Origin of the sequence: Rhodococcus sp. TAF43, from assembly GCF_052113525.1 — a bacterium.
Taxonomy (GTDB): Bacteria; Actinomycetota; Actinomycetes; order Mycobacteriales; family Mycobacteriaceae; genus Prescottella.
This window is the reverse complement of sequence record NZ_JBFRDL010000034.1, coordinates 13,235-34,084: the sequence shown is the minus strand read 5'-3', so window position 1 is coordinate 34,084 and position 20,850 is coordinate 13,235. Positions and strand designations below refer to the sequence as shown.

Genomic DNA, 20,850 nt, shown 5'->3' with positions numbered 1-20,850 from the left:
TCGGTGGTCGTTGCTAGCGTTCCCGGCAAGGGGTCCGGGGCTGCCGCTTCGGACCCCTTCGCTGTCGGTGATCTGCTGTCCTGCTCGAAAGGTGCTGTCTCCCATGGTTATGGGTGCTACCCATGCAATGTCCGGTGCCGTGGTCGGCCTAGCCGTCGCGGACCTGCTGCCCACCGACTGGGGTGGACCCACGTCCACCGCGGAGACCTTCGCGTTCGCCGGCGTGTGCGCCGGGGCCGCGCTGCTGCCGGATCTGGACACCACCCAGTCCACCGTCGCGCGGTCGTTCGGCCCGATCAGCAGGACCCTCGCCGCGGGCGTCGACGCCCTGTCCCTCGGGGTGTACCGGGTGACCAAGGGGCGGAAGGATCCCAACCGGCGCGGTGGGCACCGCACCCTCACCCACACCGCGTTGTTCGCGGTGGGGCTGGGCGCGGGGATCTCGGCGCTGGTCGGCCAGTTCGGCCGGCCCGCCATCATCGTCACGCTGTTCTTCACGCTCGGCTTGGCGCTGCGCGGTCTGGTCGGGGACTGGGCGCGGGACAAGGGGTGGCTCGTCGTCACCGGCGCCGCGGCGTTCCTGTCGATCCTGACGTGGCAGTGGTTCCCGGATCAGGTGGGGTCGACCGGGCTCGGCGTCGCGGTCGCGCTCGGCTGCGCCACGCATTGTCTCGGCGACATGATCACCAAGGAGGGGGTGCCGTTCCTCGCGCCGTTCGTCCCGTTCGGGGGACGTCGATGGTGGGAGCTGCGGCTGCCCTCGTTCCTGGCGATCCGCGCGGGCGGCGGCTTCGAGAAGGCCGTGCTGGGTCCGGCACTGACGATCCTGGCCGTCGGTCTCGCGGTCTGGTCGGTGGACGGGGCGCCGGAGGCGATCACCGATGCGCTGCGGACCTCGGTGCAGGTGACCGAGAAGTAGGGGCGCCTCCGAGATTCCCTCGACCAGAATTACGGAACCACTGGCATCGGAACGAAACTTGTTCTAGTTTGGCTCGAGATCGTGCGCGGCGGACTCGACGGTGCCGCCACCCCGACGAGTGGATCGGAGTCGAACCGGTGAGTGTCGACGGCAGCGAGATGGCGACAGGCGGATCGCGTAACGGGATGTCGCGCAGGGGATTCCTCGGCCGAGCGGCCGGGGCGGCGGGCGCCGCCGCCGCGGCGGGCATGGGCTGGTCTCCGGCCTTCGCGCTGCCGGCGGCGGGCTCGACCGGTTCGGGTGGTGGCCCGGTGTCGAACCTTCCGGCRCCGCCCGCGTTCCCCCAGGACATTCCGCTGTCCCAACAGGGCTACGTCAACTGGGCCAAGGACATCCGGTTCGACGCCGTGTGGACCGCGACCGCGCGGACACCCGACGACGTGCTCCGGATCGCGAACTGGGCCAAGGACAACGGCTTCCGGGTGCGCGCGAAGGGCACCATGCACGGGTGGAGTCCGCTCACCGTCGTGCCCGGCGAGAACGTCGAGAAGATCCTGCTCGTCGACACGATGACCCATCTGAACTGGGTGAACGTCGACCCCGTCGGGTCACCGGCCACCGTCACCGCAGGCGGCGGTGCCAGCCTCGAGGCCATCCTCACCGCGCTGCAGCAGCACGGTCTCGGGTGGGCCAACTCGCCGGCCATCGGCGATCTCTCGATCGCCGGGATCCTCGCCATCGGCGCCCACGGCGCCACGTACCCGGCCGCGGGGGAGACGGTGACGCCCGGCCAGTCGTTCGGCTCGCTGTCGAACCTCGTCACCGCGATGACCGCGGTGGTGTGGGACGATGCCACCGACCGCTTCGTGCTGCGCGACTTCACCCGCGCCGATCCCGAGATCACCGCGCTGCTGACACATCTGGGCCGCAGCTTCGTCACGGCGGTGACGCTGCAGGCCGGCGTCAACGCCCGCCTGCGCTGCCAGAGCATCATGGACATCCCGTGGCAGGAGATGTTCGCGCAGCCGGGAGCGCCGGGCCGGACGTACGAGACCTTCGTGGAGACGTCGGGCCGTGTCGAGGCGATCTGGTTCCCGTTCACCGACAAGCCGTGGCTGAAGATCTGGACGCCGACGCCGGTCAGGCCGCCGGAGTCCCGGGAGGTGTTCGGTCCCTACAACTATTTCTTCACCGACAACCTGCCCGAGCCGCTCACCGATCTGCTGGGGCAGGTGGCGTCGGGCATCCAGGCCGCCACGCCCGCCTTCGGGATCGGGCAGTTGGCGGCCGTACAGGCGGGCCTCGCGCTCACCGACACCGACGACCTGTGGGGCTGGTCCAAGGACGTCCTGTTCTACCTGCGGCACACCACGATGCGTGTCACCGCGGGCGGCGGTGTCGTCGTGACGAAGCGATCGAACATCCAGTGGGTCATCAACGAGTTCACCACCTGGCACAACGCGCGGATGACGGACCTGGCGGCGCAGGGCAGGTATCCGATCAACGGCCCGTTCGAGGTGCGCATGTGCAAGGTCGACGACCAGGCCGAGGTGTTGGTGGAATCGGCCGGGCCGCCGAACCTGTCGGCCGTGCGTCCGCGCCCCGATCACCCCGAGTGGGACACCTGCATCTGGATGAACGTCGTCACGCTGCCGGGGACGCCGGGCGCGGCGGACTACTTCCGCGAGATGGAACGCTGGATGGCGCAGAACTATTCGGGCGACTACGCCACGTTCCGCTCCGAGTGGGCCAAGGGCTGGGGCTTCGACGGTCAGGGTGGCTACCGCGACCCCGAGTGGCTGACGCAGACCCTGCCCGCCGCCTACACGACAGGAATCCCGGCATCGGGGAACTGGGAGGCGGCGCGGAAGTCCCTCAACGCGCACGACCCGCATCGCGTGTTCGCCAACAGCTTCCACGACCGACTGCTGCCGTAGAGGGCGCCGTCGGGTAGTTTCGGGCGGGGTCGATTTGCTTGGAGTTGTTGTGGTTTCTGATGCGGTCCATCCGGATGTGGCCCTCGTGATGCGTCTCTTCGCTGGCCTCGGGGTCGGGTGTTCGCCGGCTGTGTCCGAGCCCGACAACGCCGAGTACGGTGCCGCGATTTCGGAGGTCGGCCGGTCGACGGTTCGGTTTCGGGTCGGCAAGCTGACCCCGACGAAGGTGGGGCTGTTCGTCTCGGTGTGGCGTCGCGCGGCCGGTGGGTCGACGGAACCGTTCCCGACCGAGGGCGACGTGGACGGGCTGGTCGTCACCGCCCGCGAGGGGGACCGCTTCGGCGCGTTCGTCTTCCCGACGGAGGTGCTGGCCACCCGCGGCATCGTGTCGGTACGTGGTGCCGGTGGGAAGCGGGGTTTCCGGGTGTATCCGCCGTGGTCGGCGACCAGCAACCCGCAGGCGAAGCGGTCCCAGGGTTGGCAGTGCGACTGGTTCCTCGACCTGAGTGACCGAGCGGCCGTCGATCTGCAGCGGGCCGGTCGCCTCCTTGCGGTGATCCAGCAGCCCATCACGGGTTCGAGCAACCACTAGACGTCGCCGACATCGAGTGGATGCGCGCCCCATCCGCCCGCTACCGAACGCTCGCATTGCGCAGGGTCGTCGCCGGCGCGGATCAATAGAGCGGTCAACATGGTTGCGCCGTAGTCGAGAACCTCCCTCGCGAGAGGTCCGGTCGCAACCAGCGAGGTCAGCCCGTGGCCGATGATCCAACACTGAGTGGCGAGGTCGGACGCAACGACCTCGCCGGACAGCCGCCCGGCGAGCTTTGCTCGTTCCACAGCGCGAACGAGATAGCTCAGGGTCGCATCTGCGGCCAGGGGATCTGCGAGTTCGACGGTGTCGTCGAACATGACGCGATAAAGGTCAGGATTCGCCAACGCATTTGATACGTATGCAGAACCCAGCGCAACCAGGTCCCGAACGGGATCGTCGGAGGCTGGGGTCTTTTCGAGAATCGCCGCAAGTCGTGTGAATCCTTCCTGCCGCACCGCCGTCCACAGGCCGTCCATGCCGTCGAAGTAGGTGTAGACGGCCATCGTGGATACGCCGGTCCCGGCAACGAGTGAACGAATCGTGATCGGCTCCCGGGTGCGGAGCATCCGGGCCGCTCGCTCCACCAACAGTTCCCGAACCGCAGGATCCTTCGCTCTGACCACGCCAGAACGATACATAACGCTGCTATGTTTTCTCGTGACCGCTCCGCCCTGACCAGACAGAGATGAGAGTTGAGATGCCAGTCACCCTGATCAACCCTGAAGGACTGCCGAAGCCCGCCGTCTACCGGCAACTGTCGATCGCGACGGGCTCGCGGATCGTTTTCCTCGCAGGGCAGGTCGCTCGTGATGCAGACGGAAGACCGGTCGGCGAGGGCGACTTCGCCGCACAGGTCGAGCAGGCGTACCTCAACATCGGAACAGCTCTCACCGAGATCGGCGGGTCATTCGACGACGTAGCGAAGCTGACCGTCTACGTTGTCGACTGGACCCCGGACAAGATGGCACTCCTGGGGGAGGGTGTGACCCGAGCGGCGGAGAAGATGGGGATCGATCCGGTCAAGCCGATCACTCTGCTGGGAGTCGCGTCCCTGGGAGAACCGGATCTCATGGTCGAGGTCGAAGCGACCGCAGTAATTCCCTAGCGTGCCGGATCGGCATTCGCCGCGGGCTGAGCGGAAAGAAGGTGGACCGGCGGCTCGGTCGCCTCACGGCGAAAGGCGCAACGCAGCTCCAGCCGAACGGAACTCTGCGAAGGCGGTGAAATTGAGCCCGGGGGACACGGAACCGCCGATCCGAACCATTCAACCACGACCCCGCCGAGGTTATTCCAGGGTCATCCCAAGAGGTCCCGGGCCCGTTCCAGCTCCATGTCGAGCAGGTCGTCGACATCGAGATCCGAGGCTTCCCGCACCGCGGACTCGAGGAGCGCCGTCGCCTCGTCGGCCCGTCCCAGCTGCTGCAGAAGGTCGCCGTAGACGACGAGCGCGCGGACCCGCAACACGCCGGGCTGCGAGCGATCGAGTAGCTCACGCAGCGTGACCTCCGCTTTCTCGACCCGGCCGTAGTCGAGCTGGAGCAGTGCCTTCTGCAGGGTCAGCGACTCGTCCATGCGGCCACGATAACGGCGAGGCCCGGCACCGAATCGGTGCCGGGCCTCGCCGCGGGTCGAACGTCTACTGCTTGCCGCCGAGCAGGTTGTCCAGGTCGTCGAGCACGATCATCGCGCCTGTCGGACCCAGCGCGAGGAACCATGTCTCGTCGGACACCTGCACGGCCTTGCCGTTCTTCACTGCGTTCATGCTCGACCACAGCGGGCCGCCCAGCACCTCGCCCTCGGCGGTGGTGTCGGGCTTGCCGTAAGTCGAGTAGAAGATCCAGTCACCGTCGGCCTGCGTGATGGTCTCGGGGCTGACCTCGACGGCCAGCTCCTCGATGTTCTGGATGTCGGGGCGGCGCAGTCCGACGTCCTGCAGGATCACGCCGATAAACGACAGGTTGCCGTACAGGCGGGTCTTGCCGCTCATGAAGCGCACCAGCGAGATCGACGGATCGCCCTGGATGCTGTCGCGGACCTCGTTCGCCCGGGTCTGGTAGTCGTTGAGCACGGACTCGGCCTTCGTCTCCTCACCGAGGGTGTCGGCGACCAGGAGGAAGTTCTCCTTCCACGGGAAGCCCGGGCGGATGCCGAACACCGTGGGCGCGATCTGCGACAGCTGCGGGTACAGCTTGTCGGAACGCAGCTTGCTACCGAGGATCAGATCCGGCTGCAGCGCGGTGATCGCCTCGAGATTGAGGTTGTTGGAGGTGCCGACATCCGGCACACCCTTCAGCTTGTCCGCGAGGTACGACGGCTGTCCGGACACACCCTCCGGATTCGCGATACCGACCGGAGTGATGCCGAGCGACAGGACGTCGTCGAGCTCGCCGCCGTCGAGCACGACGACGCGCTCCGGCTTCTTCTCGATCACGGTCTCGCCGAGCGCATGCTTTACGGTCCGCGGGAACGCGCCGGGCTGCGCGTCGCTGCCCAGTTCGGCGGTCGCGGCGTCGGCGGTGGCGAACAGGTGACCGCCCGTCGCGACGTCGGTGTTGCCGGCCGGAGCGTCGGTCGCACTGTCGGAGGAGCCGCATGCGGTGGCGGCGAACACGGTCGCGAGGGCGACCATCGCGACGCGGACGGAGGTCCGCTTGCGCAGGGACGATCGATTGAACATTAGGTCAGGCTAGCCTGTGGTCCAGGGGGGCTTTCCGGTGGGACGGCGGGAGCGGTCCTGTAAACGGAAAAGACCCGGTCCGAATAATCGGACCGGGTCTTTCTGTTCTTCACTGTCGGGGTGGCGGGATTTGAACCCACGACCTCTTCGTCCCGAACGACCTCACCTGGGCAGACGACAGGATATGGAGGCGTGAGCTGCATGAGTGAAAACGCCGTAACCAGCGAACTGGATGGTCAGCTTCGTGAGTGAGATGTGCCGAGTAATGGCGGTGCTGCGGACCCACTCGCTTACCTGCGATCGAAAGCGACTCACGAGGATGCAGGCGACTGGGTGTACCCGGCCATCGGGTTGGTTGCAGTCGGCTGATCGGCGGTAGTCCTTCGAGTGCGCTGTGGCGTCGTCGAGTGTTGTAGTACTCGAGCCAGGGTGCAAGCGCGTCGGCGCGTTCGGTGTTGCTGGTGAAGACCTGCCGGTAGGCCCACTCGGATTGCAGGGTCCGATTGAGGCGTTCGACCTTCCCGTTCTGCCACGGGCAGTGCGGTGTGATGAACTTCTGTCGGATGCCGTGCTCAGCGGAGACCTCCCGTAGCGACCACCGGTAGGCCCAGGCGTTGTCGGTCATCAGCCGCTCGATGCGGGTGATGCCGTGGCGGGCGAAGTAGTCGATCGCACGGACCAGGAAACCCGCACAGGTGGAACCCTTTTCGTCCGGGAGGATCTCCGAGTAGGCGAGCCGGGAGTGATCGTCGATGAGGGAGTGGACGTAGTCGAACCCCACCTTCGTCGAGTAGTCCCGGATCCGGTGCTCTCGGCCATGGGCACGCCATCCGCCACCGTCGGGAATCCGGCCGAGCTTTTTGACATCCATGTGCACCAACAATTCGTCTGCGGCCAGGTCGCTGTTGTCAGATGCTCCGGAGGATCGACCTGGTGGCGTAGTACGCGTCCTCGTCCGCATCGGGTCCAGGGTGGTAGCGCGGCGTAGTGGGGGCGGTTGTGCGTGTTCCGGCGATGACCTGTGCGACTCGTGGGTCGGCGGCCAACTCGCCACGAAGGGCCTGGGCTGCCTCCTCTGCTTCGGTGCATGCTGCGCGGTGGGTGGCGGTGACGATCGCCGCGAGCGTGGTGGCGCCTCCCGCGAGGGCGGTGTCGGTGATGGTCAGTGCGGTGATGCGCCCGGCGGCGTCGACTTCGGCGGTGACGTGCCCGCCCGCGGATTGGGCCCGTCCGCGCACGAGTGTCACCGCCTCGTGGACTCGGCGTGCTTTCACGGCGAGGTCGTCGAGCGGTGCGCTGGTCATGGTGTCGCTCCCGGAGGTATCGGTCGGGTGTGCTGGGTGGGTGGCAATSGGGGGGGGGCGACGCGTTACGGCGTCTGTTCGGTCCGCTGGGCAGGGAGTCGGCACCCGGTTCGGGCGCTGACGAGTGCGGCGACCTGTGTGCCGAGGTGGATTTGGCTGCCGTCGTCGCTGGTGAGTACCACGTCGTGATCGCCCGGCTTGTCGACGCGGACGTTCAGCTGGGTGATCCCGAGGGGCGCGGCGATGTCACGGGCCGCCTGGAGCACGCGGGGCCAGTCGGCGTCGGGAATCGGGGTGGCGGAGACGTAGTTCGGTAAGTCGATCTCGAGTCCGTCGGTTTTGCCGAAGGCGCCGCCGCAGCTGGACTGGGTCCGCTGGCGACGCCATTCCCACTGCAGTTCTGGTGCGATGGTTGTTGCGGCGTTGGCGATCTGCACCACCGCGTCGGTGATCTGCTTTTCGRTGTCCTCGAGTGAGGGTCGGGTGGGCAGGAGGGCTGCGGCGGCGGCGATTTCCTCGTCGGTGTGGTTGTAAGGGTTGCCCATGGTGTCGAGGTCTCCGCATCCGGTGGTCAGGATTGTCACGGTTGTTGCGATCGCCGCCAGCAGCGGCAGGGTGTGTCGGTTCACAAGCGCACCGCCTGTTCGGGTAGTCCGGCCACGATCACGGCCATGTTGTATCCCGACATTCGAAGCTCCCCGTTGTCGCCTTGCTGTGAGTATTGACTGTGCTTGTGGACGCCGTCTCGTGTGACGCCGTCGGGGCTGGTGCCTGCGTTGGTGGAGAGCTGTTCGAAGTCGGAGGTGCTGGGGTCGGGTCCGAACCGGTGCGTCTTGCCGATTTCGGTGACGACGCGGTCCTCGTCGGCCTCCATCACGTAGCCGTGTCCTTCGGCGAGGCCCAGGTCGGATTCGTCGTCGGCGTTGATGCCGGGCGATCCATAGAACACGGCGTCGTCGATGGGTTGGCCGGGACCGGGGTCCTGGAGTGCCAGACCGGTGGTCAGGGACCCGTAGGAGTGCCCGAGCGCGGTGATGTGCGGGTCCGGCTGCGTGGACGCGACGTCGAGGCCGTCGTAGAACCCGGCGAGCTTCGCGGCGCCCGCGTTCGCGCGGTCCGTCTGGGCGACGTCCAGTCCGCCGCGTGCGTGGTCCGCGACCACGTTCGACGACCCGTCGAGCTGCGGTGGTTCGTATCCCAACCAGGCGATGCTCGCCACTGTCTCGTCAGCACGGCCGGCGCGATCGAGCTGTTCCTCCGCCTCGGACTGCAGGTATGTCGCTTCATTGACCATGCCGTTGAAGGAGTCGTCGATGTTGGTGTTCAGCCCGGGGGTGGTGACGGAGATGTGGTCGGCGGTGTCGGGGTCGCCGACGGCGAAGGCGGCCATGCCGCGTTCGCCGGACTGCAGGTCGAGCAGCATCAGGCGGCCGTCTGGGTTGTCGGCCACGATGCCCTCGATCTCGTCGAGGTCACGTAGTTTCTGCTCGGTGTACCAGAGCGCGGCGTCGTCGTTGGTGAACGTGCCGCCGAAGAGGTTGTCGTCGAGGTTCGCCTGCAGGCGGTCGCGTTCGGCTTCGAGACGGTCGCGTTCGTCGTCGAACCGGTTGACGTTCGCCTCGTGTCGTACGGCGGAGGGGATGCCGTCGCGGTTGCCGACCCAGTCCGGGTGCTCGTCGATGATCTGACGTCGCTGTTCCTCGGTGAGCGAGTCCCAGTACTTCTTGTTGTCGGCGGCGGTGGCGCCGGGTGCCGGCTCGGGGAGCGCGCCGGCTCCGAGGTTGCCCGCTCGGGCCTCGCCGGCGTCGCCGAGCTGGGCGGTCGCGGCGTCCAGGGCGGCACCGGCGCGGGCGTCGAGTTCGCCGACTGTCGCGAGGGCGGGGATCAGCCGGGCCTCGAGCACGGTCGCTTGTTCGCCCAGTTGTGCCTGAATCAGCATGTCGGCGACCGGGTTGCCGCTGACGAACGGTGGGGCGCTGACCCGTCCGTCGTCGGCGACCGCGAATCCGGAGGCGATCGCCTCGTCGGCGATCGAGAGGGCGGTGAGTCGGGCGGGACCGATCGAGGCCGCGGCATTCGTCAATGCGTCGGCCTGGGCGGTGACCGCTGTCGCGATGCGGCGTCCGGCTTCCTGTTCCGAGGYGGACCGCGACGAGGCGGCCGCGGCGGCGGTGCCGTGCCAACTCGACATGGCGGTGTCGACATGTGATCCGGCCGCCTGCATCGCGTCGCCGAAGGTGCGGTTCGCTGCGGCGACGGCGGTGCCGGCGGCGGCGAGGAGGTCCGGTTGCCAGGTGCGGAGCTGAGACAGGGTGACCATCTAGATCTCCCCGGACTTGATATCGAGCTGCTGCCGGAAGGCGCGCTCGGCACCGTCGTAGACGTGGGCGTTCGCCTCCGCGTTCGCGGACATGTCGCGGAGCCGCTCGGCTGTGTCGCGGTGGGACCGGAGCAGCGGGGCCCCGGCGCGGGCCGCGGCCGCACCGACCGACGACCCTGGCATTGCGCCTGCTGCGGCGTCGATCGGACCGGACGGGTCGATACCCGAGATCCGATCGGCTTCGACCGTCAACGATGCAGCGAGCGAACGCAACGCCTCTGTATCGACACCCAGCTGATCTCCCAAAGCACCCCCAGTTCCTTCTGTGCCATGTGCGGTACCGCGCACCGCCGCTCATACGGCGCTCACAGCGGAGCCCTGTTTGGTTTGACGCAGCCCAGCGGTGAACGGTTCCATCACAATTACTGCAGGTTGCGATGCCTGTTCGGTCGTGGTCAGGTGAGTACGATCTGGCTCTGGGCGCCGTCTTGTTATTGCAGGATCACGGTCGCTCCGCGCTTGCGTGCTTCTCGACGAACGAGGTCATGCGGATGGAGCGGGCGAGGGCGGCAGTCATGGTCGACGCCTGGTGCTCGGCCATTTCGACGAGTAGTTCGACGTCGGTGTCGGGCAGCTCCACGGTCATCTTGGTGGTCCGGAGAGGCCCCCGGTGAGTTCTCCTGCGACTCCACCGCATTCGCAGGCCTCCTGACGTGGCTCGTCGATGATCGGCCCTGGCTGAACGCGACAAGGCCGCCCCGCCAGGCTATCTGGCGGGGCGGGGTTCTTTGGCTGGAACGGTCAGCGGCCTATCGTCCGGGTGTAGCCGCGGGCATGCATGTCGGCGAGGCGATGCAGCCGAGTCATGGCGCCGGCACGTCCTGGGTGATGATGGTGCCCACCTGGACACCCCCGGCGAACCCGAACGCCTCGGCGCCGAGCTCATCGAGGATCTCCGTCCTGGTTTCGCGGAGGTAGTCGTTCGCTTTGGTCGAGTAGGCCTGCGCCCAGTCCAGCGTCTGCATCTGCGGCGACGTGCTGGCGGGCCCGGTATGTCGATGACACTGGCCGTGAACACTCCAAGGCATTCGGCAAGAAGGTCGACGCGCAGTCGTGGCTCGATACGGCCACTGCGTCGTTGGTGCAGGGATCCCATGTCGCGCCCTCTGCTGGCAAGGGGACTGTCGGGGAGCTTGGCGCCCGGTGGCTTGCTGCGAACGGGCACGTCAAAGCGACGACCGATGCAACTCGTCGGGTGACGTCGTCGGCCCATGTGACCCCGCACGATCTGCGGCACATGGCCGCGTCGCCGGCGATCAGTGCCGGCGCCAACCCCAAGGCGGTCCAGAAGATGCTCGGACACGCGAAGGCGAGCATGACCCTCGACGTGTACGCGGACCTATTCGAGGATGACCTCGAGGCCGTGGCCGAGGCCCTCGATGTCGCGGTGCGTGCAGCCGAGTGAAACTACTGCGGACCCACTGCGGACCGGAAACGAGTAGAGGCCCTATCCGATCTCCCGGATAGGGCCTCTACCTGCTCTAACACTGTCGGGGTGGCGGGATTTGAACCCACGACCTCTTCGTCCCGAACGAAGCGCGCTACCAAGCTGCGCCACACCCCGTGTTGAACCTCGGTTAGCTTACATGACCGATTCCTCAGGGGTTAAATCGGCTGGTCAGCGCCCCAAAACGGCGCTTTCCACGGCGGCCGATCCGCGAGCTTCCGTCACGGTGTCACGCGGTGCGGGGACCAACGTGAGCAGCGTCGCCTCGGGGCGGCAGCAGAACCGGGCCGGCGCGTACGGCGACGTGCCGATGCCCGCCGACACGTGCAACCGGGTGTGCGCACCCCACCGCGATGGGCCCTTCACCCGGGACCGGTCCAGCTGGCAGTTGGTGACCAGCGCGCCGTAGAACGGCAGGCACAGCTGGCCGCCGTGGGTGTGCCCGGCGAGGACCAGGTCGTAGCCGTCGTCGGCGAAGCGGTCCAGCACGCGCGGCTCGGGGGAGTGGGTGATGCCCAGCTTCAGGTGGGCGAGCGGGTTCGGCAGGCCGGCGATGGTGTCGTACCGGTCGCGCTCGAGGTGCGGGTCGTCCACACCGGCCGCGGCGATGCGCACGCCCCCGACCTCGATCTCGCGATGCACGTGGGTGGCGTCGAGCCAGCCGCGCTCGGTGAACGCGGCCCGTAGATCGGCCCACGGCAGCGGATCGCCGAGCACCCGGCGGTGCTCCTTCTTGAAGTACTTGAGCGGGTTCTTCGGCTTGGGTGCGAAGTAGTCGTTGCTGCCGAACACGAACAGGCCCGGGCGGGCCAGCAGGCCGCCGAGGGACTGCACCACGGCCGGGACCGACTTCTGGTGCGACAGGTTGTCGCCGGTGTTGACCACCAGATCCGGTTCGAGTCGATCGAGCTCCCGCAGCCAGTTCTGCTTGAGCTTCTGGTTCGGCATCATGTGTAGATCGCTGATGTGCAGCACCCGCAGCGTCGCCGAGCCCGGTGCCAGTACCGGCATCGTCGCCTCCCGCAGGGCGAACGCGTTGCGCTCGATCAGCGAGGCGTAGCCGAGGCCCAGCGCGGCGGCGCCCGCAGTGGCCAGGGCAGCGCGGTTCAGGGTGCGGCGGGTCGGGGTATTGCGAGACAGATCAGACACCATTTCAGAATACGGGTGCACGCAATGAAGGTGCAGGACACCGCGCTGGGCGCGTACCGTTCGGCGCATGGCCGATACCACTCCCACGCTCAAGTCCACGCTCCGTGCCGACCTCACCGCCGCGATGAAGGCGAAGGATCCGCTGCGCCTGTCGACGCTGCGGATGATCCTGGCCGCGGTGCAGACGGAGGAGGTGTCCGGCAAGGAGGCCCGCGAGCTCACCGACGACGAGGTGCTCAAGGTTCTCGCCAAGGAGTCGAAGAAGCGTGGTGAGGCCGCCGAGGTCTACACCGAGGCCGGACGCGGCGAGTTGGCCGCCACCGAGCGCGCCGAGGCCCAGATCATCGACGGCTACCTGCCCACCCCGCTCACCGACGCCGAACTGGCCGATGTCGCCGACACCGCGATCGCACAGGTCGCGGAGGAGCTGGGCGAGCGCCCCGGCCCGCGACAGATGGGTCAGGTCATGAAGGCCGCCACCGCACTCGCCGGCGGCAAGGCCGACGGATCGCGCGTCTCCAAGGCGGTCAAGGACCGTCTGTAGTGCCGTGAGCCGATTTCGTCCGTAACGCCCGGACCTCCGCGCATGATGACCATGATGATCGGGGGCCGTGGGGGTCCTCCCACGGGGTGGAGGTCGAGATGGGTGGAATCGGTTCGAGGACAGTACGTTCCCTCGTCGCACTATTCGGTGTCGCGGCAGCGGTGGTGATGGCGTCGCCCGCCACCGCCACCGCTGCGGTGGTGCCCGGCGAACTCGTCCAGATCGACTGGCTTGCCGCCAACGGCGGCACGAAGGGCGTCTCCGAGTTCGCATTCCCGGTGACGATCGACGAGATCGGTGTGACCGGACCCGGGCAGACGCTGTCCGTCGGGCAGCATTTCGGATTCCAGAACTGGCAGGGCGGCTACATCGGGCTCGAGGTCCAGCGCCCCGCGATCGACGCGCCGCTCGTTGCCCGCACGGTCTTCAGCTACTTCGGCCCCGACGTCCAGCACGCCGGATGCGGACCCATCGTCCCCGGACCCGGTGGGATGACATGTCGCGGCGAGTTCTTCGACCTCGCACTCGGCAGGACGTACACGCTGCGGGTCGAACAGATGGGATCCAACTACTGGCATGCCTATGTCGGAGACGGCACGATGCAGCGGTCGATCAGCGGGGTCCAGATCACCAACGAGCTGCGCCGCATGATGCCGTTCGGTCACCAGTCCGTCGGGTACTACGGTCCGTCGGGATCGTGCGGAGAAGTTCCACATGCCCGTGTGCGTCTCGGCACGCCCGTGTCGTTCTCGACGCCGATCGACTACACGGGTGAACCGGTCCTGGTCGCGCCGCGCAGGCCGAACCTCACGTGCCTCGGTGGCATCGTCAACGACGCCGTCGCCGTGCCGGGCGGGGTCTCGGTGACCGTTGGCCGCGGGTAGGACTCACACGCGCGTCGAGGTCGACGAGAAGACGTCGACGATCGCGTCGCAGAACGCCGGCAGATCGCGGGGATTGCGGCTGGACACCAGCGCGCCGTCGATCACCACCTCGCGGTCGACGACGTTGCCACCGGCGTTGCGGATGTCCGTCCGCATGCTCGGGTACGACGTGAGGGTGCGGCCGCGCACCACGTCCGCCTCCACGAGTGTCCACGGACCGTGGCAGATCGCGCCGACGGGTTTGCCGGCCTGAACGAAATCCCGAACAAAGGAAACGGCTTTCGCGTCCATCCGCAGGTGATCGGGATTGGTGGTCCCGCCGGGCAGGATCAGAGCGTCGTAGTCGGCCGCCGACGTGTCACCGACCGTGACGTCGACGTCGTACCGTCCGGCCTCGTGCACGTCGCTGCGCATGGCCTGGATCCGGCCGCCCGACAGTGAGACCAGTCGTGTGGTGGCCCCGGCCTCTTCGACGGCCCTGCGCGGTTCGACGAGTTCGACCTCCTCGACGCCGTTGGTCGCGAGGATCGCGACGGTGCGTCCGGTGAGTGTTCCCTTGCCGGTCACGGGTGCCCCCTCCGGTGCAGTCCGATGTGTGCCAGGTGGCCGTTCGAGTGTTCCGGCTCGGTCCGGGCATCGACCTCGGCGAGCACCGGGTCGAACGCCGGACCGTCGTTGGCGGGCGTCATCGCCAGGCCCGCACCCTGCCCGAAGACGAGGTGCCCGCCCAGCGCGCCGCCCGCCCCGACCGCACCGAGCGCGGCCACGGACAGCCCCACCGCCAGGGCGTCAGATGCGGCGGGATCTCGCCGACGGCGACGGAACGACGCCAGCATCAGCGTGATCCCCACCGCGTTGGCGCCGGCGTGCAGCAGGCCGACCCGACGCTGACGGACGTCGCGCTCGCTCCAGTCCGCCCAGCCGGTCGCGAGGGTCGGTGGCAGCGCGACCAGCCCGACGCCGATCAGACGGCGGGCGCTGCGGTGGTCACGCAGCACCGCGTCGAAGATCAGCGAACTGGTCCAGGCCCCGATCGGAATCGCGACCAGGACGGGATGCACCGGGTGTCCGAGCCAGTCGCCCCGCAGTCGGTCGCCGACCGGCGTGCGGCCCAGCCCGTTCTGCAGTCGGTGCTGCAGCCCGGCGCTCAGGCCGTCCAGGAACGACGCGGACTCGGCCCGGTTGTACAGATGACGAAGGTTCATCCCGTCCGGCTACCCGGGAATCGCGACCGGCAAACGCCGCGGGGGAGTGGCCGCTCAATATCACGCTCAGTACCAGTAGCGCCGACCGCCGACAGCGCGCCCCGTCGCACCGAGCAGTGCCAGGATCGCGCCGATCACGATCAGCACGATCCCGATGGTCCACAGGATCGAGATGTTCGTCAGGAACCCGACCACCAGCAGAATCAAGCCGAGAACGATCATGACGGGACCTCGATCCGGTCGAGGGGACCCGGACGGCTCCCCGCGCACCACGATTACCCCGGGCGCGGGGAGCGCAAACCGCCTCCGTGCGGGCTGATCAGCCGCCGGGCGTCGTGTTCGGCCGCGGTGCCGCGGAGCCGGGCGGTGCCGCCTTCACCGAGCCGTCGCTGACGTAGATCGTCACCGCGGAACCAGGAACCGCCAGCCCCGACGGCGCGCTGCCGGTGATGCTGCCCTGGGGCGCGTCCGACTTGGTGCCGACCGCGTTCACCGTGAAACCGGCCGCCTTCAGGGCCGCCGTCGCAGCGTCCTGGGTCATCCCGACGACGTCGGGCACCTGGGCGTTCTGGGATCCCCTGACGTACTTGTCGTCGACCGGAGGCAGCGCCGTGGGACCGAAGTTCCCGACGACGGGTGTCATCGCCTGGAACCACGTTCGGGCCGGTTCGGTGCCGCCGTACAGGTTGCCGTCACCACACGGGCGCAGCGGCGCGGAGCAGATCTCGCCCGGCGTCGTGGAGTCGCCGTAGACCAGCACGCTGCCCGCGAGGTTGTTGGTGAAGCCGAGGAAGCCCGACGACATGTGGGACTCGGTGGTGCCGGTCTTGCCCGACATCGGCAGCTTCCAGCCCGCCGCGTTCGCCGCCGCGAACGACGTGCCGCCCGGCTGGTCGTCCTTGCTCAGCGCGACCGACAGAGTGTCGGCCAGGCCCGGCGCGACCACCTGCTCGCACGCGTCCTGCGTGATGGAGACCGGCTTGCCCTCACGGTCGGTGATCGAGTCGATCGGCGTCGGCGGGCACCACTTGCCGTGCGAGGCGAGGGTCGCGGCAACGTTCGCGAGCTCTAGCGGGTTGACCCAGGTGGGGCCGAGGGTGAACGAGCCGAGGTTCTGCGACTTCTGCATCTCGGCCATGCTCTCGTCGCCGAAGCCGGACGAGCTCGTGGCGGTGTACGAGCGCAGACCCAGCCGGACGGCCATGTCCACGGTCGGCGTGACGCCGGTGGATTCGATCAGCTTGACGAACGCGGTGTTCGGCGACTGGGCGAGCGCGTCGGTGACCGACAGCTTCGCGGCGTAGTTGGGCGACGCGTTCTCGACACAGTAGGTGGCGGCCGGGCAGCCCTTCGCGCCGCCGTTGCCCATGCCGCGGGCCTCGAACCGTCGGGGGACGTCGAGCACCGCGTTGGTGCCCAGGCCCTGTTCCATCGCGGCGGCCGTCGTGAAGATCTTGAAGATCGAGCCCGCGCCGTGTCCGACGAGCGTGTAGGGCTGCGGCTGCACGGTCTGCTCCGCCGAGGTGTCGAGGCCGTAGTCGCGGCTCGAACCCATCGCCAGGACACGATGCTGGTCCTGCCCGGGCTGGACGACGTTCATGACGTTCGCGATGCCGTCGAGCTTGGGGTCGGCGTTCGCCGCCAGGGCGGACCTGACCGAGTTCTGGACGGCGGGGTCGAGCGTCGTCTTGATCGTGTAGCCGCCCTTGTTGATCTGTTCCCGGCTGATGCCGGAGGCGGCGAGGTACTGCAGCGCGTAGTCGCAGAAGAAGCCGCGGTCGCCGGCCGCGATGCAGCCGCGCGGCAGCGCCTTGGGCTCGGGCAGCACCCCGAGCGGTGCGTCCTTGGCCGCCCGGATCTCGGTGGCCCGGTCCGGAATGTTGGCGATCATCGTGTCGAGGACCGTGTTCCGGCGCTCGAGGACGCCCTCCTCGTTGGTGTACGGATTGAGGGCCGAACTGGACTGCACCATGCCCGCGAGCATCGCGGCCTGCGTCAGGTTCAGATCCTTGGCGTCGACGCCGAAGTAGGTCTGCGCGGCGTCCTGCACGCCGAACGAGCCGTTGCCGAACGGCACCAGGTTGAGGTACCGGGTGAGGATCTCGTCCTTCGTGAGCTTCTTGTCCAGCGTGAGCGCCATCCGGATCTCCCGGATCTTGCGGGCCGGCGTCGTCTCGATCGCGGCGCGGCGCTCGGCGTCGTTCCGGGCGACCACCAGAAGTTGGTAGTTCTTCACGTACTGCTGGTCGATCGTCGAGGCGCCCTGCTGGACCTCGCCGCTGGTGGTGTTCGTCATGAACGCGCGCAGCGTGCCCTGCCAGTCGACACCGTGGTGGTCGGCGAAGCGCTTGTCCTCGATCGAGACGAGCGCGAGTTTCATCTCGTTGGAGATCTGATCGCTGGGGACCTCGAATCGGCGTTGCTCGTACAACCACGCGATCGGGTTGCCGGCGACGTCGGTCATCGTCGAGACGGCGGGGACTGTGCCCTCCACCAATTCCGCCGAGACGTTGTTGACGGCGTCCGCGGCGCGGTTGGACGCGAATCCGAAGCCTCCTGCCAGCGGAAACATCAACCCGGCGAGCAGGACACCTGCGAGTGCGGAACACCCCGCGAGCTTGGCGATCGTTTTGGCTCTCGACACGCCCTACAGAGTACGTCGAACGAACCGATTGCCCCGGTGGACAGCCGCTCGGGCGTGAGAGATCGGGGGTGAAGGTGCGGATCGACTCGGGCAATTGCCGCGAAGCATGCACGGTCGTACCAGAATTTTGGTAGCTGATCTTGCGCACCGCGCGTTCTTTACCTAAATTGGCTGAAGTCAGTGTGATACAGCTAACACTGGATTAGGAATGTGGTGCAGTCCTCACGTGCTACCGAGAGCGATTGCGCGAACATCCTGAACGCCGTGGGGAACGGCGTTCGGACTGAAGGGGAACCGAATGCACATGACCACCACAGCCACACGGCTCGACTATGAGGAAGCGGAAGCCCGTATTCAGTGGGTCGCACAGGCCCGATGCCGTGAAGTAGATCCCGATCAGCTCTTCGTACGTGGCGCGGCTCAGCGGAAGGCGGCCACCATCTGCCGGCACTGCCCGGTTCTCATGCAGTGTGGTGCCGACGCCCTCGACAATCGCGTCGAGTTCGGTGTGTGGGGTGGCATGACCGAGCGTCAGCGGCGCGCGTTGCTCAAGCAGCATCCGGAGGTGGAGTCCTGGGCCGAGTTCTTCGAGGCGCAGCGCCAGCACCAGTCGGCGGTCTGAAGCTCAGACCACAGCAGTTCGGTCCTCGTCGGGGAGTAGGTCCGATCTGTAGCCCAACTTGTTCGCGAGCAGCGGTGTGCAGGCGCCGCTGCTCGCGGCCCTTCATGCCCGATCAGTGCCTGACCGGTGCCTACGCGGTGCCTCTCAGCCCTGTCGTGCGAGCTGGTCGCCGACGGCGCGCAATGCCTCGAGATCGGACACCTCGAACGGCAGGGACGGCACGCCGATGATCGGCACCCGTGGATGCGCTGCGGTGAATCGCCCGAGCAGCCGGATCTCCCGCTTCGCCGTGACCGCGCGATGCGCGTGGACCCGCAGGACAGCCGAGGTCAGCTCGTCCGCCGGCTCCACGGGTTCGCTCTCGTCCAGGAGATCGGCACCGGTGAGGGCGTGATCGGCGGGCAGCGAACACAACGTGGGATGCGTCCGGTTCAGCACCAGACCGGCCAGCGGCATGTCGTCGCCGGAGAGGCGGTCGACGAAGAAGGCGGCCTCGCGCAGCGCGTCGGGCTCCGCGGCCGCGATCACCACGAACTGTGTGCCCTCCTGCCGGAGCAACTGGTACGTGCGGCTCGCCCGCTCCCGGAACCCACCGAACATCGAATCGAGGGACTGCACGAACGCGGACGCGTCGGACAGCATCTGACTGCCCACGACGGTGGACACGCCCTTGAGTGCGAGGCCCATCGCGCCGGTGACGAGGCGACCGATGCCGCGGCCCGGCGCCGTGAGCAGCCGGATCATGCGGCCGTCGAGGAACGCGCCCAACCGCTGTGGTGCGTCCAGGAAGTCCAGCGCGTTGCGGGACGGCGGGGTGTCCACGATCACCAGATCCCACCGGTCGTCGGCCGCCAGCTGGCCGAGCTTCTCCATCGCCATGTACTCCTGCGTTCCCGAGAACGAGGTCGCGACGGTCTGATAGAAGGGGTTGGCCAGGATCTGCTGCGCCTTGTCCGGTGCGGAATGCTCGAGCACCATCTCGTCGAACGTGCGGCGCATGTTCAGCATCATCGCGTGCAACTCGCCCGTCGAGCCGGGCGCGAGCTCCACCAGCTGAGGCTCGTTGTCGAGGTCCTGCACGCCGAGGGCCTGGGCGAGGCGTCGCGCAGGGTCGATCGTCAGGACGGCCACGCGCCGGCCCTGCTCGGCGGCGCGCAGCGCCATCGACGCGGCGGTAGTGGTCTTGCCGACGCCGCCGGCGCCGCAACACACCACGATCCGGGTCTTCGGGTCGGTCAGGACGCCGGCCAGGTCGAGGGCCGGGGCGGTCCGCGGCGGGTTCATCGCACACCCTGCTCGGTGAGGCTCTCGGAGAGCTCGTACAGCCCGCCGAGGTCGACGCCGTCCACCAGCGCGGGCAGATACATCCGGGTCACCTTCACCTCGTCGAGTTGGGCCGCGCTCTCGTCCTGCGCGGCCAGGGTGGCCGCGTGCTCGATGGTCTCGGTCAGCAGACCGGCGAAGTCGTCGTCGGACAGCGTGATGCCCGCCTTCGCCAAGCCGGTGTGGATCGCGTCCGCGTCGATCCGGCCCTTCGCAGCGTCGGCGAGAGCGTCCTCCGGAAGGAACGGGGTGTTTGTGCGATTGACGATCACGGTCCCCAGATGCAGGTCCGCGGCCTCGAGTTCGGCCACGGCGTCGGCCGTCTCCTGCACCGGCAGCGCCTCGAGCAGGGTCACCAGGTGCACGACGGTCTCCTCCGAGTGCAGCAGTCGCACCACACCCTGGCTCTGCGAGTGGATAGGACCACCCTTCGCCAGGTCCGACATCGCGCGCGTGACGTCGAGGAACTTCCCGATCCGTCCGGTGGGTGGGGCGTCGACCACGACCGCGTCGTACATGCGCCGGCCGGCCTTGTCGGTGCGGACCACGCACTCCTTGATCTTGCCGGTGAGCAGGACGTCGCGCAGGCCCGGAGCCAGGGTGGTCGCGAACTCGACCGCCCCGATCTTCTTCATCGCGCGCCCCGCGAACCCGAGGTTGTAGAACATGTCGAGGTACTCGAGGAACGCCGTCTCCAGGTCGATCGCGAGCGCCACCACCTCGCCGCCGCCGTCCGCGGTCGCGATCTTGGTCTCCTGCGGCGGCAGCGGCGGCACGTCGAACAACTGCGCGATGCCCTGCCGGCCCTCGACCTCGATCAGCAGCACGCGCCGACCGCCGGCCGCGAGCGAGAGCGCCAACGCTGCCGCCACGGTGGACTTGCCGGTGCCGCCCTTGCCGGAGACGAAGTGCAGTCGCGCCGTCTCGGCGTTGGGAGGCCATCCCGGCTCGGCGGGGTGCGACCGCTCCTGCGCGGCTGTGTCTGTCGGTGCTGCCACGGCACGAGCCTATATATCGAGGAGCCCACACGTGCGGGGGATAGGCTCACCGGCATGAGTGAATTGACTACCTGGGAGTACGCGACCGTGCCGCTGCTCACGCACGCGACCAAGGCGATCCTCGACCAGTGGGGTGGGGACGGCTGGGAGCTGGTGACGGTTCTCCCCGGTCCGACGGGTGAACAGCACGTCGCGTACCTCAAGCGTCCGAAGGGCTGAGGC

At 68.0% G+C, this 20,850-nt stretch carries 25 protein-coding genes, 1 tRNA gene and 1 pseudogene; 9 read left to right on the top strand and 18 right to left on the bottom strand.

The annotated features are described in order from the left end of the window. Positions 1 to 103: 103 nt before the first annotated feature. The 3 genes from AB4Z09_RS19520 to AB4Z09_RS19510 all read left to right on the top strand — a co-directional run bounded on the left by AB4Z09_RS19520 (position 104) and on the right by AB4Z09_RS19510 (position 3,448). Positions 104 to 919, top strand: a complete 816-nt coding sequence (locus AB4Z09_RS19520; protein ID WP_174907824.1) for a metal-dependent hydrolase — start codon at positions 104 to 106, stop codon at positions 917 to 919. A gap of 185 nt (positions 920 to 1,104) precedes the next feature. Then, positions 1,105 to 2,856, top strand: coding sequence for a cholesterol oxidase substrate-binding domain-containing protein (locus tag AB4Z09_RS19515; protein WP_442240489.1), 1,752 nt, complete (start codon positions 1,105 to 1,107; stop codon positions 2,854 to 2,856). 130 nt (positions 2,857 to 2,986) lie between these two features. Next, on the top strand, positions 2,987 to 3,448 hold the full coding sequence (locus AB4Z09_RS19510) for a MepB family protein (protein ID WP_217487178.1): 462 nt from the start codon (positions 2,987 to 2,989) through the stop codon (positions 3,446 to 3,448). Here AB4Z09_RS19510 and AB4Z09_RS19505 read toward each other — a convergent pair. Next, the gene (locus AB4Z09_RS19505) at positions 3,445 to 3,954 is read right to left on the bottom strand and encodes a TetR/AcrR family transcriptional regulator (protein ID WP_254622770.1); all 510 of its coding nucleotides are present in this window, start codon (positions 3,952 to 3,954) and stop codon (positions 3,445 to 3,447) included. The genes AB4Z09_RS19510 and AB4Z09_RS19505 overlap by 4 nt on opposite strands. Before the next feature lie 194 nt (positions 3,955 to 4,148). On the opposite strand from AB4Z09_RS19505, the gene AB4Z09_RS19500 reads away from it, so the two are divergent. Then, positions 4,149 to 4,556, top strand: a complete 408-nt coding sequence (locus AB4Z09_RS19500; protein WP_174907828.1) for a RidA family protein — start codon at positions 4,149 to 4,151, stop codon at positions 4,554 to 4,556. 191 nt (positions 4,557 to 4,747) lie between these two features. Here the strand turns inward: AB4Z09_RS19500 and AB4Z09_RS19495 are convergent, their stop codons facing one another. From AB4Z09_RS19495 to AB4Z09_RS19455, 9 genes and pseudogenes are all read right to left on the bottom strand, one after another. Further along, a complete protein-coding gene (locus tag AB4Z09_RS19495) occupies positions 4,748 to 5,023 on the bottom strand; it encodes a hypothetical protein (RefSeq protein ID WP_174907830.1) in 276 nt (91 codons plus the stop codon). A gap of 64 nt (positions 5,024 to 5,087) precedes the next feature. Next, complete coding sequence (locus AB4Z09_RS19490; RefSeq protein ID WP_114721136.1) at positions 5,088 to 6,128, bottom strand: ABC transporter substrate-binding protein; 1,041 nt, start codon at positions 6,126 to 6,128, stop codon at positions 5,088 to 5,090. A 349-nt stretch (positions 6,129 to 6,477) separates the two neighbouring features. Beyond that, positions 6,478 to 7,008, bottom strand: a pseudogene (locus AB4Z09_RS19485) (integrase core domain-containing protein); the annotation flags it as partial. A gap of 28 nt (positions 7,009 to 7,036) precedes the next feature. Beyond that, a complete protein-coding gene (locus AB4Z09_RS19480) occupies positions 7,037 to 7,432 on the bottom strand; it encodes a YbaB/EbfC family nucleoid-associated protein (RefSeq protein WP_174907832.1) in 396 nt (131 codons plus the stop codon). Positions 7,433 to 7,497: 65 nt separating this feature from the next. Beyond that, a complete protein-coding gene (locus AB4Z09_RS19475) occupies positions 7,498 to 8,061 on the bottom strand; it encodes an LppA family lipoprotein (RefSeq protein WP_442240484.1) in 564 nt (187 codons plus the stop codon). Next, positions 8,058 to 9,752, bottom strand: coding sequence for an alpha/beta hydrolase (locus AB4Z09_RS19470; RefSeq protein ID WP_442240483.1), 1,695 nt, complete (start codon positions 9,750 to 9,752; stop codon positions 8,058 to 8,060). Before AB4Z09_RS19470 ends, AB4Z09_RS19475 begins: the two co-directional genes overlap by 4 nt. Beyond that, positions 9,753 to 10,058: a type VII secretion target gene (locus tag AB4Z09_RS19465; RefSeq protein WP_174907834.1), complete on the bottom strand. Its 306-nt coding sequence runs from the start codon at positions 10,056 to 10,058 to the stop codon at positions 9,753 to 9,755. A gap of 196 nt (positions 10,059 to 10,254) precedes the next feature. Further along, entirely contained in the window at positions 10,255 to 10,398 is a 144-nt protein-coding gene (locus AB4Z09_RS19460) for a hypothetical protein (RefSeq protein WP_174907836.1), read from the bottom strand. Positions 10,399 to 10,615: 217 nt separating this feature from the next. Beyond that, positions 10,616 to 10,777, bottom strand: coding sequence for a hypothetical protein (locus tag AB4Z09_RS19455; RefSeq protein ID WP_174907838.1), 162 nt, complete (start codon positions 10,775 to 10,777; stop codon positions 10,616 to 10,618). Between the two features lie 230 nt (positions 10,778 to 11,007). Here AB4Z09_RS19455 and AB4Z09_RS19450 point away from each other — a divergent pair, with 230 nt between their 5' ends. Continuing rightward, positions 11,008 to 11,217 (top strand): tyrosine-type recombinase/integrase, encoded by a 210-nt coding sequence (locus tag AB4Z09_RS19450; RefSeq protein ID WP_254622773.1) that lies wholly within the window; start codon positions 11,008 to 11,010, stop codon positions 11,215 to 11,217. Positions 11,218 to 11,302: 85 nt separating this feature from the next. Here the strand turns inward: AB4Z09_RS19450 and AB4Z09_RS19445 are convergent. Both AB4Z09_RS19445 and AB4Z09_RS19440 read right to left on the bottom strand, forming a co-directional pair. Next, positions 11,303 to 11,376, bottom strand: a tRNA-Pro gene (locus tag AB4Z09_RS19445). Positions 11,377 to 11,430: 54 nt separating this feature from the next. Further along, positions 11,431 to 12,411 (bottom strand): metallophosphoesterase, encoded by a 981-nt coding sequence (locus AB4Z09_RS19440; protein ID WP_114721131.1) that lies wholly within the window; start codon positions 12,409 to 12,411, stop codon positions 11,431 to 11,433. 64 nt (positions 12,412 to 12,475) lie between these two features. Between AB4Z09_RS19440 and AB4Z09_RS19435 the strand changes: the two genes are divergently transcribed. Together AB4Z09_RS19435 and AB4Z09_RS19430 are read left to right on the top strand one after the other, a co-directional pair. Beyond that, complete coding sequence (locus AB4Z09_RS19435) at positions 12,476 to 12,952, top strand: GatB/YqeY domain-containing protein (protein WP_114721129.1); 477 nt, start codon at positions 12,476 to 12,478, stop codon at positions 12,950 to 12,952. Positions 12,953 to 13,050: 98 nt separating this feature from the next. After that, positions 13,051 to 13,836: a hypothetical protein gene (locus AB4Z09_RS19430; RefSeq protein ID WP_174907840.1), complete on the top strand. Its 786-nt coding sequence runs from the start codon at positions 13,051 to 13,053 to the stop codon at positions 13,834 to 13,836. Positions 13,837 to 13,839: 3 nt separating this feature from the next. Here AB4Z09_RS19430 and AB4Z09_RS19425 read toward each other — a convergent pair whose 3' ends face one another. The 4 genes from AB4Z09_RS19425 to AB4Z09_RS19410 form a co-directional block, all read right to left on the bottom strand. Beyond that, positions 13,840 to 14,403, bottom strand: a complete 564-nt coding sequence (locus AB4Z09_RS19425; RefSeq protein WP_442240482.1) for a type 1 glutamine amidotransferase domain-containing protein — start codon at positions 14,401 to 14,403, stop codon at positions 13,840 to 13,842. Continuing rightward, positions 14,400 to 15,041, bottom strand: a complete 642-nt coding sequence (locus AB4Z09_RS19420) for a DUF2231 domain-containing protein (RefSeq protein WP_174907843.1) — start codon at positions 15,039 to 15,041, stop codon at positions 14,400 to 14,402. The genes AB4Z09_RS19425 and AB4Z09_RS19420 overlap by 4 nt, the downstream gene beginning before the upstream one ends. Positions 15,042 to 15,107: 66 nt before the next feature. Further along, positions 15,108 to 15,263 carry a DUF6131 family protein gene (locus tag AB4Z09_RS19415; RefSeq protein WP_442240481.1) on the bottom strand — a complete coding sequence of 52 codons (156 nt, stop codon included), beginning with the start codon at positions 15,261 to 15,263 and terminating at the stop codon, positions 15,108 to 15,110. Positions 15,264 to 15,360: 97 nt separating this feature from the next. Further along, the gene (locus AB4Z09_RS19410; protein ID WP_442240488.1) at positions 15,361 to 17,667 is read right to left on the bottom strand and encodes a penicillin-binding protein; all 2,307 of its coding nucleotides are present in this window, start codon (positions 17,665 to 17,667) and stop codon (positions 15,361 to 15,363) included. 316 nt (positions 17,668 to 17,983) lie between these two features. Between AB4Z09_RS19410 and AB4Z09_RS19405 the strand changes: the two genes are divergently transcribed. Next, on the top strand, positions 17,984 to 18,307 hold the full coding sequence (locus tag AB4Z09_RS19405) for a WhiB family transcriptional regulator (protein ID WP_114721123.1): 324 nt from the start codon (positions 17,984 to 17,986) through the stop codon (positions 18,305 to 18,307). A gap of 144 nt (positions 18,308 to 18,451) precedes the next feature. On the opposite strand, the gene AB4Z09_RS19400 is transcribed toward AB4Z09_RS19405, so the two are convergent. After that, on the bottom strand, positions 18,452 to 19,591 hold the full coding sequence (locus tag AB4Z09_RS19400; protein ID WP_114721121.1) for an ArsA family ATPase: 1,140 nt from the start codon (positions 19,589 to 19,591) through the stop codon (positions 18,452 to 18,454). Next, the gene (locus AB4Z09_RS19395) at positions 19,588 to 20,628 is read right to left on the bottom strand and encodes an ArsA-related P-loop ATPase (protein ID WP_114721119.1); all 1,041 of its coding nucleotides are present in this window, start codon (positions 20,626 to 20,628) and stop codon (positions 19,588 to 19,590) included. Before AB4Z09_RS19395 ends, AB4Z09_RS19400 begins: the two co-directional genes overlap by 4 nt. A 54-nt stretch (positions 20,629 to 20,682) precedes the next feature. Between AB4Z09_RS19395 and AB4Z09_RS19390 the strand changes: the two genes are divergently transcribed. Continuing rightward, complete coding sequence (locus AB4Z09_RS19390) at positions 20,683 to 20,847, top strand: DUF4177 domain-containing protein (protein WP_005515911.1); 165 nt, start codon at positions 20,683 to 20,685, stop codon at positions 20,845 to 20,847. Positions 20,848 to 20,850 lie beyond the last annotated feature (3 nt).